Source organism: Micromonospora sp. KC606, assembly GCF_004348675.1.
Lineage (GTDB): Bacteria > Actinomycetota > Actinomycetes > Mycobacteriales > Micromonosporaceae > Micromonospora.
Map to the genome: position 1 here is coordinate 1 of NZ_SMKN01000165.1, position 12,167 is coordinate 12,167.

12 protein-coding genes and 2 pseudogenes are annotated in these 12,167 nt (G+C 71.9%); 6 read left to right on the forward strand and 8 right to left on the reverse strand.

Annotation, left to right across the window (positions count from 1 at the left end):
- Positions 1-98: 98 nt before the first annotated feature.
- From E1193_RS23820 to E1193_RS23845, 6 genes are all read right to left on the reverse strand, one after another.
- Positions 99-1,145, reverse strand: a complete 1,047-nt coding sequence (locus tag E1193_RS23820; protein ID WP_132185423.1) for an NAD-dependent epimerase/dehydratase family protein — start codon at positions 1,143-1,145, stop codon at positions 99-101.
- A complete protein-coding gene (locus E1193_RS23825; protein ID WP_207922828.1) occupies positions 1,142-2,470 on the reverse strand; it encodes an aspartate aminotransferase family protein in 1,329 nt (442 codons plus the stop codon). Before E1193_RS23825 ends, E1193_RS23820 begins: the two co-directional genes overlap by 4 nt.
- 165 nt (positions 2,471-2,635) lie before the next feature.
- Positions 2,636-3,649 carry a lysylphosphatidylglycerol synthase transmembrane domain-containing protein gene (locus E1193_RS23830; RefSeq protein WP_132185414.1) on the reverse strand — a complete coding sequence of 338 codons (1,014 nt, stop codon included), beginning with the start codon at positions 3,647-3,649 and terminating at the stop codon, positions 2,636-2,638.
- Positions 3,646-4,656, reverse strand: coding sequence for a glycosyltransferase family 2 protein (locus E1193_RS23835; protein WP_207922827.1), 1,011 nt, complete (start codon positions 4,654-4,656; stop codon positions 3,646-3,648). Before E1193_RS23835 ends, E1193_RS23830 begins: the two co-directional genes overlap by 4 nt.
- Positions 4,657-4,903: 247 nt before the next feature.
- Positions 4,904-5,134, reverse strand: a complete 231-nt coding sequence (locus tag E1193_RS23840; protein ID WP_132185415.1) for a hypothetical protein — start codon at positions 5,132-5,134, stop codon at positions 4,904-4,906.
- Between the two features lie 42 nt (positions 5,135-5,176).
- Complete coding sequence (locus E1193_RS23845) at positions 5,177-5,887, reverse strand: BTAD domain-containing putative transcriptional regulator (protein ID WP_132185416.1); 711 nt, start codon at positions 5,885-5,887, stop codon at positions 5,177-5,179.
- Between the two features lie 201 nt (positions 5,888-6,088).
- Between E1193_RS23845 and E1193_RS23850 the strand changes: the two genes are divergently transcribed.
- From E1193_RS23850 to E1193_RS23870, 5 genes and pseudogenes are all read left to right on the forward strand, one after another.
- On the forward strand, positions 6,089-7,048 hold the full coding sequence (locus tag E1193_RS23850) for a UbiA family prenyltransferase (protein ID WP_132185417.1): 960 nt from the start codon (positions 6,089-6,091) through the stop codon (positions 7,046-7,048).
- A gap of 268 nt (positions 7,049-7,316) precedes the next feature.
- Positions 7,317-8,381, forward strand: a complete 1,065-nt coding sequence (locus E1193_RS33390) for a sensor histidine kinase (RefSeq protein WP_132185418.1) — start codon at positions 7,317-7,319, stop codon at positions 8,379-8,381.
- Complete coding sequence (locus E1193_RS23860) at positions 8,378-9,061, forward strand: response regulator transcription factor (RefSeq protein WP_243707853.1); 684 nt, start codon at positions 8,378-8,380, stop codon at positions 9,059-9,061. The genes E1193_RS33390 and E1193_RS23860 overlap by 4 nt, the downstream gene beginning before the upstream one ends.
- A 146-nt stretch (positions 9,062-9,207) precedes the next feature.
- Positions 9,208-10,518, forward strand: a complete 1,311-nt coding sequence (locus E1193_RS23865) for an AMP-binding protein (protein ID WP_132185420.1) — start codon at positions 9,208-9,210, stop codon at positions 10,516-10,518.
- Positions 10,491-10,691, forward strand: a pseudogene (locus E1193_RS23870) (Clp protease N-terminal domain-containing protein); the annotation flags it as partial. The gene E1193_RS23865 and the pseudogene E1193_RS23870, both read left to right, overlap by 28 nt.
- 101 nt (positions 10,692-10,792) lie before the next feature.
- Here E1193_RS23870 and E1193_RS23875 read toward each other — a convergent pair.
- Together E1193_RS23875 and E1193_RS23880 are read right to left on the reverse strand one after the other, a co-directional pair.
- Positions 10,793-11,311, reverse strand: a complete 519-nt coding sequence (locus tag E1193_RS23875; protein WP_132185421.1) for a hypothetical protein — start codon at positions 11,309-11,311, stop codon at positions 10,793-10,795.
- Between the two features lie 111 nt (positions 11,312-11,422).
- Positions 11,423-11,623 carry a DNA repair protein gene (locus E1193_RS23880; RefSeq protein WP_132185422.1) on the reverse strand — a complete coding sequence of 67 codons (201 nt, stop codon included), beginning with the start codon at positions 11,621-11,623 and terminating at the stop codon, positions 11,423-11,425.
- Positions 11,624-11,837: 214 nt separating this feature from the next.
- Between E1193_RS23880 and E1193_RS23885 the strand changes: the two are divergent.
- Positions 11,838-12,167: pseudogene (locus E1193_RS23885) on the forward strand (GNAT family N-acetyltransferase); the annotation flags it as partial.

Genomic DNA, 12,167 nt, shown 5'->3' on the forward strand with positions numbered 1-12,167 from the left:
CTTCTGACCGGTACCGGAGGTTTATCGTGACTGTCCTCGTCGACCCGCCGAACATCGGCGGGTCGACGAGGACAGTCACGATAAACCTCCGGTACCGGTCAGAAGACGGCCTTGGCCAACCCGAGGGCGCCCTGCTTCCAGGGATCCCGGCTGGTTCGGCCGGCCGAGGTGGGGGTGGCGGAGCGGTTCGCCCGCCACCAGTCGTAGGTGCGCAGGATCGCGTCGCGGTTGGACAGCCGCGGGGTCCAGCCGAGCACGTCGCGGGCCTTGTCGACGCTCACGTACGAGTCGGCCAGCAGTTTGTGGATCAGTCGCCCGTACACCGGCGAGAGCTTCAGTCGTTGCAGCAGCTCCAACGCGGCGACGGCGGGGCGGGCCGGGATGGAGACGACCCGTTTGCCGTGGCCGGCGGCGTCCAGCACGGCCTGGAAGTCCTCCCGGATGGTGGCGAACCGGTCGGCGGCGATGTTGAACGTGTCGTTGGCGACGGGGCCCGGCGCGTGCAGGACGGTGCGCACCGCGTCGACCAGGTCGTCGATGGCCAGCATCTGGATCCGGACGTCGCCGCGGCCCAGCACCGGGAAGTTGCGGCCCTCCTCGGCCCACTCGAACAGCATCGAGAACAGCCCCATCCGGCCCGGCCCGAGGAAGGTCTTTGGCCGCAGCATCGGCAGGCACATCCCGCGGGCCCGGAACCGCTCGGCCACCTCCTCGGCGCCAGCCTTGGCCCGGCTGTACGGGTCGACCGGCTCGCGCGGGTACCGCTCGGTGGTCGGGACGACCTTCGGCAGCCCGTACACGGCGGTCGAGGAGACGTGTACGACCCGTTCGGCGCCGCTGCGTTCGGCGGCGCCCAGCACCGTCTCGGTGCCGCCCACGATGATCGACCGGATCTCGTCCTCGGGATAGCTGGGCAGTGCGGCGGCGGTGTGCACCACCGCGTCCGCGCCCCGCAGGGCAGTGCCGACCCGGGCGACGTCCCGCACGTCGGCGACCGTGTAGCTGACCCCCGGCACCGGCTCGGCCGGCTCCCGGACGTCCAGGCTGCGTACCCGCCAGCCGTCGTCGGCCAGCGCCCGCACCAGGTGCCCGCCCAGCATTCCGCTGCCGCCGGTCACCACCACCGTCTTGCCGTTCGTGTTCACCACAGCGACGACACCTTCTCCTTGACGAAACGGGTGACCAGCCGGGGCAGGCCCTGGGCGAGTGTCTGGTCGAGGCGGTCGACGAAGCGCTCCACGTCGGTGGGGTCGACGACCAGCGGGGGGGCCACCACCAGCGGGTTCTTCCCGTTCAGCGTGTAGTACGTGTAAATGTCGTGGTCTCGGTAGAGGGCGCTGACGACCGCGCAGGTGACCAGCTTCGTACCGAACTGGGGGTCGCGGGCCAGGCCGCCCGGCGCGAGTTTGGCGACCACGTCCAGGGCGCGCGGTGCGTCGAGGAACACCCCCCACAGGGCGCCCGCGCCGCGGACATCGGAGACCGTGTCCGGGTGCTCCTTGGCGATCCGGGCCAGCCCGGGTGCCAGGATCCGTTCGATGTCCCGGGCCCGGCCCGGGAAGTCCTCGTCGACCGCCACGTTGATCGCCTCGATCGCGGTGGCGGTCTCTTCACCGAAGCCGTAGTACGTGGTGCTGGTGCTCTGCAGCAGGGCGTCGTTGAGGCTCTCGTAGGCCTTGTGGAAAATCGGCCGACGGGCCACGTACGCGGAGATCGAGGACTTGCCGCCACCGAAGGACTTGGACGTGGTCACCACGTCCGGGATCAGCCCCGGATAGCGCATGAAGTAGAACATCGTGCCGGTCTTGCCCCACCCGGTGTAGATCTCGTCGAAGACCAGGACGATGTCCTCCCGGGTGCACAGCTCCCGCAGCCCGCGCAGGAACTCCTCGGAGCACCAGCGCATGGTCGAGGCGCTGAACGGCTCGATCAGGATCGCGTAGACGTCGCATCTGCCCCGGCGGTCCCGGGTGGCGTCGACCGCCGCGCGCACCGCGTCGAGGTCGTCGTACGGGAAGCTGACCACGCCCGGGATCCCGGGAAACTTGAAGTGGTTCTGCGCGCTGCCGGTCAGGCTGCCGGAACCGAGCAGTTTGCCATGGAAGCTGATGTCGCTGCGCAGGATCGTGTTGCGCTTGCCGCCGTGGTACTTGTAGGCCAGCTTGACCGCGCCCTCGACCGCCTCCGCGCCCGAGTTGGGCAGGAACGACATGTCCAGGTCGCCGGGGAGCACCGCGGCCAGGTTGTGGGACAGCGCGGCCAGGTACGGCGAGAAGTAGGTCTTGTGGACCTCCATCCGCTGCCGTTCCTGGAAGCGCTTGCGGGCGGCCAGGATGCGGGGGTGGTTGTGACCGTGGTTGAGCACCCCGACGCCGCCGGTGAAGTCCAGGATCGCCCGCCCGTCGCGGGTGTGGATGTAGGCGCCCTGGGCGTGGTCGACCAGCTCCCGGCCGAAGCCGAACGAGGTCATCAGGCTGACCTGGCTCTTGTTGACGTACCTGCGGTACAGGTCCTGCACCTGGGTGACCGAGAGCTGCTCCGCGGCGTCGATGGTCAGTAGCTCGGACATGGGGTTTCCTTTCCGGACATCGGATTCGTGGGTGGAGTGGGCGGACGGGTCAGCCCGGTGTCGGGGTCAGCCCGGTGTCGGGGTCAGCCGGGCGTCGGGCTCGGCGGGGCGCCGGGTCGACGGGCGGGTCGGGCGGTCCCGCACGACGGCGGCTCGGGTCGTGCGGTCCCGGACGGCGACGGCGGCCAACGCCACCGCGGCGGTGAGCACCTCGGCGAGGGTGGTGAGCACCCGGCTGGCGATCGCCGCGGTGACCGCCGCCGGCAGCGGCAGCACCGTGGCCAGGGCGGCGACCATGGTCACCTCCCGTACGCCGGCCCCGTCCGGCACGAACAGGGCGAGCGTGCCGGCCGTGGTGGCCAGGGCGAACGCGCCGACAGCCACCGGCAGGGCGGCGCGGGCGTCCGCGCCGAGGAGGACCGCGACGATCCACAGGTGCGCGCCCGAGAGCACCCAGGACAGGCTCTGCCACGCCATCGAGCGGCGCACGTCGGCCGGCCGGTCCAGCACCGGCGGGCGGGGCCGGCGGGTCACCCGGGCAGCCAGGCCGACCAGAGCGTCGATCACCCGGGGCCAGCCGGCCAGCACGGCCAGCAGCGTGACCGGGACGAGCAGCCAGGCCAGCCCCGAGCTGAGCACGGCCGGGCCGACCAACAGTCCGACCGCGCCTCCGGTCAGCAGCACCACGACCAGGTTCACCAGGTAGGTGCCGGCCATCCGGGCCCGGCCGATGCCGACCTTCTCCCCGAGCCGGATCTGGGCCAGCAGGCCCCACACCCGGCCGGGAACGAACTTGCCGAGGAAGCCGACGAAGAACATCCGGATCCCGGTACCGGCCGGCACCGGCGCGCCGACCGCCGCCAGGGTCAGCATCCAGGACCGGGTGCCGCAGAGCAGGCCCACGGAGGTGATCAGCAGCGCGCCGAGCAGCCAGGGGATCGTGTCCGGGCGCAACAGCCGGCCCAGCGTCGACCACTGCTGTCCGCGCAGGGCCAGCGCGACCCCGCCGGCCACCGCCGCCACGAAGGCGACCGTCAGCGCGCCCCGCAGCACCCGCCGCCAACCCTGCCGGTCGCTCATGACCGGCCTCCCGCCAGGGTCAGCGGCTGTGGCGCGCCGGCGCCGCGCAGCCGGGCGGCGAAGCCGGCCGCCGCGCCGGCCACGATGGCCAGCTGGGCCACCAGGTGTACGCCGACGAACCAGGCCAGGAAGGCCAGCCCTCGTTCCCGGCGGACGAACGGCAGCAGCCCCGGGTCGGCCAGCAGGAACAGCCCGAAGCAGGCCAGCGGCACGGCGAGCAGGGCCGGGTGCGCCAGCGCCAACGGCAGCGTGGCCAGGACCATCGGAGCGGCCAGTACGCCCAGGGCGGGGTTGACCGCGACGCTGCCGGCGCGCATCCGGTGCGCCCCGGCGAAGGCCGCCAGCGGCAGCGAACGCCGGTACTGTTCGCGCAGCATCGCCCGGAGCCCGGCGCAGTCGTCGTGCCGGCCGACCACCGTGTCGGTCAACCGGATCACGGTCACCCGGGCGAGCCGGTCGCTGTACTCGACGTCCTCGGCGTCGCGGAGCCCCTCGTGGAACGGCCCGGCCGCCAGGAACGCCGAGCGCCGCACCGCGGCCAGCGCGAAGACGGCCGTGTTCACCCGGCCCACGCTGCGCCGCCGCCACCAGTGCGCGTGCAGGACCTTGTAGTGCTCGATCGGCCCGTCGTCGTAGAGCGGCCGGGTGTCGTACGTGCCGTGCACGCAGCCGCACTCCGGGTCGGCGGCCATGACCGCCAGCGCGTTGGCGATCGCGTCGGTCCGCAGCGCCACGTCGGAGTCGACGAAGAAGAGAATCTCGCCGCGCGCCTCCCGGGCGCCGAGATTGCGGGCTGCCGAGACGCCCTGGTTGCCGCCACCTGAGACGACGCGGCACGGGTATCCCGCCGCGATCTCCCGGGACCGGTCGGTGGAGCCGTCGTCGACGACGATGACCTCGTACGGGCGGTGGGTCTGCGCGAACACGGCGTCCAGGCACGCGCCCAGGGTCTTCTCGTAGTTGTAGTTCGGCACGATCACCGACACCGTCTGCTGATCCGCGGCCATCCGGCCTCACCCTTTCGCATTCGACGTCCTTAAGACGTCCAGGAATATCGGTGCCCACGACGTTAGGCGCGTGTGGATCGTTGGCCAAGGTGGCGGATTCCGATCCGGGTGGGATTTCCTCGAAGGTGGCAGGAGTACTACGACCAAGAGCGCATTCGCGCGGCACGGAAAAAGGGCGTCCCGCACGCCTTTTCCGCGACGTGCGGGACGCCCTCGACTCAGGGTCAGATTCGGGTGGCAGGTGGGGTCAGTTCCGCTGTGTGACGTACAGCAGGAGCGGCGGATAATCGTCGGCGGTGCTCAGCAGGGACTGCTGGATCCGCAGCAGCCGCCCGCGACAGCGGCTCAGCAGCGACAGCGGCGGGGCGGGCGGGGCGAGCCCGGTTGCCGGCCGCCCGGCCGGGAACCGCACCCCTGTGGGCCGGCCAACCCCGGGCGTGGGGCGCACCGGGTGGTCCAGCGAGGTCGTGGTGGTCATGCTGCTCCTTTCGGTCGTACGCGGATCGGCAGTCGGCGCCGGTCACACCTCCGCCAGTCGGTTGACGGCCAGGTCGTCCCAGCGCCGCGCCTGCGCGTCGTGGCCGAGCCGGCGGTGGCAGTCGGCCAGGACGGCGAACGCCGCCGGGTCGTACGGGTCGACGTCCAGGGCCCGGCGGTTCCAGTGGATCGCGGTCCAGAGGTCGTCGACGCCCAGCGCCTGCTCGCTGAGGAACCGCAGGGCGTGCAGTGCCTGCGTCCGGAGCCACTCGCGTTCCGCCACCACCCACTCCGCGTCCTGGTTCGGCAGCAGGGGGCCCCGGTAGATCGCCACCGCGCGCCGGAAGTGCTCGGCGGCGCTGCCGTGGTCGCCGGTGGCGATGGCGGCGGTGGCAGCCCTGACCCGCCGGTCGAACGCGGCGACGTCGATCCACAGTTGGTCGGCGCGGAGCAGGTAGCCGCCGTCCACCGAACAGATTCGCACCGGCGTCGGCTGGTCGGCCGCCCCGCACAGCGCACGCCGGGCGCCGTGCACCGCGGCCTTCACCGAGGTGGCGCCGGCCGACGGTGGCAGGTGTGGCCACAACGCCTCGCGCAGGGTGTCCCTACTGACCGGCCGGCCGCGGTGGACCAGCAGGTACTGCACCAGGGCCCGCGACCTGCCGGCCCGCCAGTTGGTGACGGGACGACCATGAATGGAGATCCGAAATTCGCCGAACAGCTCGACGCTCGACGTTTCTGCATTGCTCGACATCTGGCACCGCCGTATTCCGTCGGCCCCCTCGTCGGGAACGACGCACCGACCATAAACAGCGGCACCGCGGTGGCCAAGGTGGCGGGTTCTGCCGCAGTGGCGAAGGTGCCGGTTGGTGGTACTGATCCTACGACCATGGTCGTATGCCGGGTCAGTGTCACGGATGAACCGCAAAAGGCTCTCCGCCGCCAGGCTATTGGCATGACCTATCACTCGGTAATTCGGCCTGACCGGTCTTTCCGCATCGAGGGTCTCGTCCGGCCGTCGGCGCCGATCATCGTGGCCGTCGCGGAGGGCGGCCGGCACGTGTCGGCGAGTTGGCGTGAGGCCCGGCCGGTCGTCCAGGTCATCTTCCAGTTGCGGTTCCTCGCCGGCGCGGCGGTCGCCGCCCCGCAGGGGATCGTCACCCGCCCCGCGACCCTGCTGCTCGGCGCGCTCGCCTGGCTCTGCGCGACCTGGTGCGTCTACCTGCTCAACGGGCTGTCCGACCAGGTCGAGGACCGCCGAAACGGCTCGACCCGGCCGCTGGCCACCGGGGCGCTGCCGGCCGGGGTCGCCCGGCGGATCGTGATCGGCCTGGCCGCGGTCGCGCTGGCGCTGGCCGGGGTGGTCTCGCCGCGGATGGCCGGGCTGGTGGCGTTGATGCTGGCGCTCGGTTGGTTGTACTCGGCCGGTCCCCATCCGCAGAAGGGCAACATGCTGGGTTTCGTCCTGGTGGTCGCCGCCGGTGGAATCGTCACCTACCTGGCGGGGAGCGCGGCTGCCGGTGGCCCGGTCAAGCCGGACCTGATGGTGATGATGGTGGCCATGTCGCTGTGGATGGCGCTGGCCGGCACCACCAAGGACCTGTCCGACGTGGCCGGTGACCGGGCGGCCGGGCGTCGCACCCTGCCGGTGCTGCTCGGCGACCGGGGCGCACGCCGGCTGATGGCCGGGCTGGTCGTCGTTGCCGGCGGCGTGCTGCTCGTCGGTGCCCTGCTGGTGGCTCCGGCGCTGGTGGCTCCGGCGACCGTGCTGGCCGTCGGTGCGGCCGCGGTGGTCGGCTGCGTGCTCACCGGCGCGGGCGCCACCGACCGGCGCCGGCAGCGTCGGCCGTACCGGATCTTCATGGCCAGTCAGTACGCCGTTCACCTGATGGTGCTGGGCCTGTTCCTGCTCTGAGCGGGAGGACGTCCGAGGTGGCCCATCCGGCTCCGGTCCGATCCCGCGCCCGATTCCGTCGGCGCCCGGGTCGGGATCCAACGACCCGGGCCGGGAGGGGCTGTCGCCTGGACGGGGCCGAGTAGTCGTCAGCGCGGCTCCTGCGGCCAGCGGCGTCCGCTGTGGACGGACCGCATAGACGGCGGTTGGTTCTACTCTCCGCGACCTGGGCGCTACCGTGGTAGCCTCGGGCGAGACAGCGGGGGGATCCGTGGCGAAGCCGTACGCAATGGAGCCCGTAGCCGAGGCCGAACTGTCCTCGACGGCGCGGGAGATCGTCGAGGCGTTTCAGGAGTCGCTGCGCCGGCAGGGCAGCGAGCTGGTCAACGGCCCCGACGTCCTGGCGCAGCTGGCGGTCCAGGTCCAGGCGGTGCTCGACGACATCGCCGCCCGGATGTCGGTGTCCGAGACGTCCCCCATGGAGTTGGTCGGCGAGGCCCGGCTGTTCAACGTCAACATCGGTGCCGACCGGGCCCGCCGGGGCATTCACCCGGTGCAGTCGCTGCGAGCGGCGACCACCCTGTTCGAGGTCATGCTACCGGTCATCACCCGCGACCTGCCGCCGACGGACAGCGCTGGCGCGCTGCGGCTCAGTCGGGCCCTGCACGAGGCCATCATGACCCGGGTGGCGCTGGCGTCGCTATCCTATGTGGCCTTCCTGATGGACAAGTTGCAGGCATCCCGGCAGGAGGAGCGGACCAGGATCGCCCGGGAGCTACACGACCGGGTGTTGCACGAGATGGGCCTGACCCTGCACCAGATGGACCTGCACCGGCACTACGCCGACCGGGATCCGGCGCAGGCCCGAGTCAAGATCGACACCGCCATCGAGTCGCTGGACGAGGCCCTGCGTACGGTGCGGCACCTCTCCGCCGAGCTGCGCCGGTCGGTGGGCGAGTACGGGCTGGAACGCACCCTGCGCGCCTATCTGGAGGCCAACGCGCCCGCCTCGGTGCAGTTCTCGATCCTGACCACCGGCGACGTCAAGGTGCTGCCGCCCGACGTGCTCGAAGAGCTGTATCTGATCATGCGGGAGGCGACGCGCAACGCCTTGCGCCACGCCGATCCCACCCGGCTGGAGCTCTCCATCGACGTGGGAGACAACGCGGTCGCCGCCACGGTGGTGGACGACGGGTGCGGCTTCGACACCAGCGATCCCGACCGGGCGAGCGGCGGCCTACCCTCGATGTACGAACGGGCGCTGCTGCTGCACGGCGTCCTCGAGCTGACCAGCACCCCCGGCCGCGGCACCCGCGTCGAGGTGCGCATCCCGTTCTCCGAGGCAGCCCTGTGAGCGCTGTTTCCCGGCCGCGGATCAGGGTGTGCCTGGCCGACGACCACAACCTGCTGCGGGACGGCATCCGGGAGATGCTGTCCACCGAGCCGGAGTTCGCCGTGGTCGGCGAGGCGTCGTCCGGGCCGGAGGCGCTGGGCCTGGTCGTCCGGCTGCGGCCGGACGTGCTGCTGCTCGACGTCGAGATGCCCGGCCCGGGCGCGTCGGCCATCATCCGTCAGACCAGGCGCATGGCGCCGGAGACCCGGGTGATCGTGCTGACCATGCACGACGACCCGGACATGGTGCACGAGCTGCTGGAGGCCGGCGCGGTCGCGTACCTGTTGAAGACGATCCTGCGGGACGACCTGGTCGCCGCGGTCCGCTCGGTGGTCCGCCGCCCCGCCCAGAGCGTGCTGCTGGCGGTGTCCCGGGAGACGGTGGAACGGCTGGACCGGCAGAAGCCGCGAACGAACGGCACCCCGCTGACCGCCCGGGAGCTGGAGGTGCTCCGCCTCATCGCGGAGGCGATGAGCAACGCGCAGATCGCCAGCCGGCTGTTCATCACCGAGGCCACCGTCAAGCGGCATCTGACCAACATCTACGCGAAGTTGCAGGCGGTGTCCCGGGTGGACGCCATTCGGAAGGCGACCGCCGCGCGGCTGATCAAGCCGATGGATGACCACCCCACCACCATTTGACCGTGCCGGGCAGGCGGGCATGACCGTGCTGTGACCGCCGTCGCCTAGGTTTTTCGGGTCGGAGTTCGTCGAGGTCGGTGCTGCGCCGCCCTCGCGCCACCCCGTCGGAAACGCCTGTTCCGTGTCCGGGAGTCTGGGAGCATCACATGTTTGGGCGGAAGGAGCCCCGCCACTTCCAACTGGTGGCTACCGAAGCCAGGGATTTCGCTGTCTGGCCGATCGGCCGACGCCCGCCTCGGGGTTGGCGCGTCGTCCCGTTCGCCGGCACGGTCCAGGCGTGCGGTCGGCACGTGGCGGAGCTACGCAGCGCTGGCGGGGCGCGGGCCTGCAACGGCCGACCGTCCCCGGCGGCACACGCGACGCTGGTAGGGCTGTTGCGCAAGGCGGCAGGGGAGCAGCCGGATGCCCCGGCGCTGTCCGCGGCAGATCTGCGGGTGTCCTACCGGCTGCTCTGGGAACTGGTCGATGATCTGGCCGGACGCCTTACCGAATCGGGTGTCGGCCCGGGCGAGCGGGTCGCGGTCGCTGGACGTAACGCCCCGGATCTGCTCGTCGCCGCGCTCGCGGTGCTGGTCACCGGTGCCACCTGCGTCCTGTCGGCGGGTTGGCGCCCGGACGGTGCGATCGCGGCGGTGGCGGACGCCCGGCCGGGCCTGGTGCTGGCGCCGGCCGGGTCCTCGGCCGCGCTGCCCTGGTCGCCGATGGTGGTGGCCCGCTGGCAGGGCGTGACCGGTGCGGCCTGGCAGGCATGCGCCGCCCTGGAGCCGGCGGTGGTCAGTGTCGGCGCGGACCACGCGGAGGCGTCGCTCGTGGTGCTGCCGCCGAAGCCCGGCGTCGCCGGTGTGGTGTGGCGTGGCCGGCAGTTGGCCTGGCTCGCCGGCGACTGCGGACTGCCCCCGCTGGGTGGCGGTGACCGGCTGTTGCCACCGGCTCCTCCCGGTACGCCGGTGACGGCGGTGGTGGCGATGCGCGCGCTGCTCGCCGGTGCGGAGCTGGTCCTGCCCGAGCAGGGTCCGGGGCGGACCGCAGGGGACTCCATTGGCCCGGGGCCGGCCGCGCCGGTTCCGGCCCGGTGGCGGCTGCGGGCCGACCGAGCCGGCGGGTCACTCGACGAGGTGGAGTTGTTCGGCTTCGCCGAGACCTCGATGCTGTGCGCGGCCGTGGTTCCCGGCACCGCTGACCTGGAGCCGTTGCCGGACGTCCGGCTGTATGTCCTCGATGCGCAGCTTGGTCCGGTGCCGCGCGGGGAAACTGGTGAGTTGTACGTCGCCGGCGCTCCGTTGGCCGCCGGCTACCTGGACCAACCCGAGTTGACCATGAGCCGGTTCCTGCCCGACCCGCTCGGTGAGGGGGAGGCTGGCCTGATGTTCCGCACCGGCCTCCTGGCCCGGCGACTCTCGGGTCACCGGTTCGCGCTGGTCGACCCGGCGCCCAGGGCAAGGAGGCGCTGGAACTGACCTTCCGGGAGGCGCTGCGGCTCGGGCACAACTCCGTCGGCACCGAGCACATCCTGCTCGCCCTGCTGGAGCTGGAGCACGGGGCCGGCGTGCTCCCCGGCCTGGGTCTGCACAGGACCGGAGTCGAGGAGCGGGTCAGTGCCGTCCTGGCCGTCGTGCAAGTGGCCCGGTAGCTGGGGGTCGGCCGTTCGCGAACTGGCGAGGCCGGTGCCGTCGGTGGCCGGGACACGGCGCGGGCGTGCGCGCCGTGTCCCGGCCACCGACGGGTAGGCCGTCAGGACGTGGTCGGGAAGCCGTACCGGGCGGCGTGCTCGGGATCGGCCGGGTCGATCTGCCGGATGCCGGCATCGGCCAGCCTCTTGTTGACCTCGTCGAGCCGCTCCCGGACCAGCTGGGCCTCATCCTCGGTGACCCGGCCCCGGTGCGGCTTCCCGGCGTGCTCGATGGTGCCGTAGTCCAGCTTCTCCGCCCCCTTGCGCGCCTTGGGTGGGCGCACTCGTTCGGCGGTCTTCAGCAACTGGGCCATCGGCGTGTCGGTGGCCATGGCGTCGAACTCGCTGGCGGTCAGCACCACCCGGCGCGGTTCACCGTGGCCGTGCCGGTCGTGGATCTCCACGATGGCGACGTCCAGCGTCGCGTCGTCGATGCTCTCCACCTCGGCCGGTGTGGCGTCCAGCTGCACGGGCCCGGCCACCAGGTCAGGGTGCTCGAGCACGACGACCTTGACCATTTCGTCGTCGGGCCGCAGCACCGTGCCGCTGAAGTCGGAGACGTGGATCGTCTTCTTGCCCATGCGCGGAGCTTCTCCTGTCGTTGACCGGGACTCGGACCACAAGACGCTACCCGACAGGTGTGCGAAAGCCCGCCCTGGACGGCCCCGGTGTGTCGCCGTTGTCCCGTCTCGTCAACGGGTGCTCAGGCCGCGCCGGGAGGAGGTGCCGGCTGGCAGACTGTTGAGGTCGCCCCAGGTGAGCGTCGTCTTCGTCCTGTGCCTGGTTCGTGCCTCCCGGTATCGCGGCTGGCCCGGAAAACGCCCGACGGCCTCCGCCGCCCGCCACGCCCGCTCGCTGTCCTGCTGGTACCGGTCATTCGGCTGCTTCGGCATGACCATTACCATCCCAAGGAAAGTTGTACATGTATGGAAATCGATATGACGGTCAATCGATGTATGTAAATTCTGTGTATCGCGGTGCCCGGAACCGGTACCCCGGTGAGCGGCGTCCGAACCCTCCGGCCGCCCGATCGGGAGGCCCCGCCGGCCGGTCCGGCGTACCGTGATCACGGTTGGTCGTACCGGATCGGGGTGAGGGAGGTCTGCGGTGCTCGACCGCCGGCTCTACCTGCACCTGGCCACCTGGCTGGGGCAGTGGCCCGCCGGCCCGGGCCTGCACGTCGTGGGTTCCCGACGGCGGGGCCGGCCGGCATGGGACGGTCGGCTGCGCCCGGCGATCGCCGTACGCGCCGGCGACAGCACCGTGCTCTCCGTGCCTCCGGAGCGGGTCGCGGCGATCCGAGCCCTGGCCCGCGGTCCGGAGGCCGGCCTGTCGGCCGCGCTCCCCGCCGCCGTCGGCCAACCGGGGTGGGTCGTCCACCATGACACCTTCCGGTGGAGCCTCGCGCCCGCGCCGCTGCCGGACGTGGGGGAGTGG

Bases quoted from the DNA above. Each gene is read 5' to 3' on its own strand.
- E1193_RS23880 (WP_132185422.1), bottom strand. From the start codon at position 11,623: ATGCCGAAGCAGCCGAATGACCGGTACCAGCAGGACAGCGAGCGGGCG.
- E1193_RS23825 (WP_207922828.1), bottom strand. From the start codon at position 2,470: ATGACCTCGTTCGGCTTCGGCCGGGAGCTGGTCGACCACGCCCAGGGC.
- E1193_RS23850 (WP_132185417.1), top strand. From the start codon at position 6,089: ATGACCTATCACTCGGTAATTCGGCCTGACCGGTCTTTCCGCATCGAG.
- E1193_RS23840 (WP_132185415.1), bottom strand. From the start codon at position 5,134: ATGACCACCACGACCTCGCTGGACCACCCGGTGCGCCCCACGCCCGGG.
- E1193_RS23835 (WP_207922827.1), bottom strand. From the start codon at position 4,656: ATGGCCGCGGATCAGCAGACGGTGTCGGTGATCGTGCCGAACTACAAC.
- E1193_RS23865 (WP_132185420.1), top strand. From the start codon at position 9,208: ATGTTTGGGCGGAAGGAGCCCCGCCACTTCCAACTGGTGGCTACCGAA.
- E1193_RS23830 (WP_132185414.1), bottom strand. From the start codon at position 3,649: ATGAGCGACCGGCAGGGTTGGCGGCGGGTGCTGCGGGGCGCGCTGACG.
- E1193_RS33390 (WP_132185418.1), top strand. From the start codon at position 7,317: ATGGAGCCCGTAGCCGAGGCCGAACTGTCCTCGACGGCGCGGGAGATC.
- E1193_RS23845 (WP_132185416.1), bottom strand. From the start codon at position 5,887: ATGTCGAGCAATGCAGAAACGTCGAGCGTCGAGCTGTTCGGCGAATTT.
- E1193_RS23875 (WP_132185421.1), bottom strand. From the start codon at position 11,311: ATGGGCAAGAAGACGATCCACGTCTCCGACTTCAGCGGCACGGTGCTG.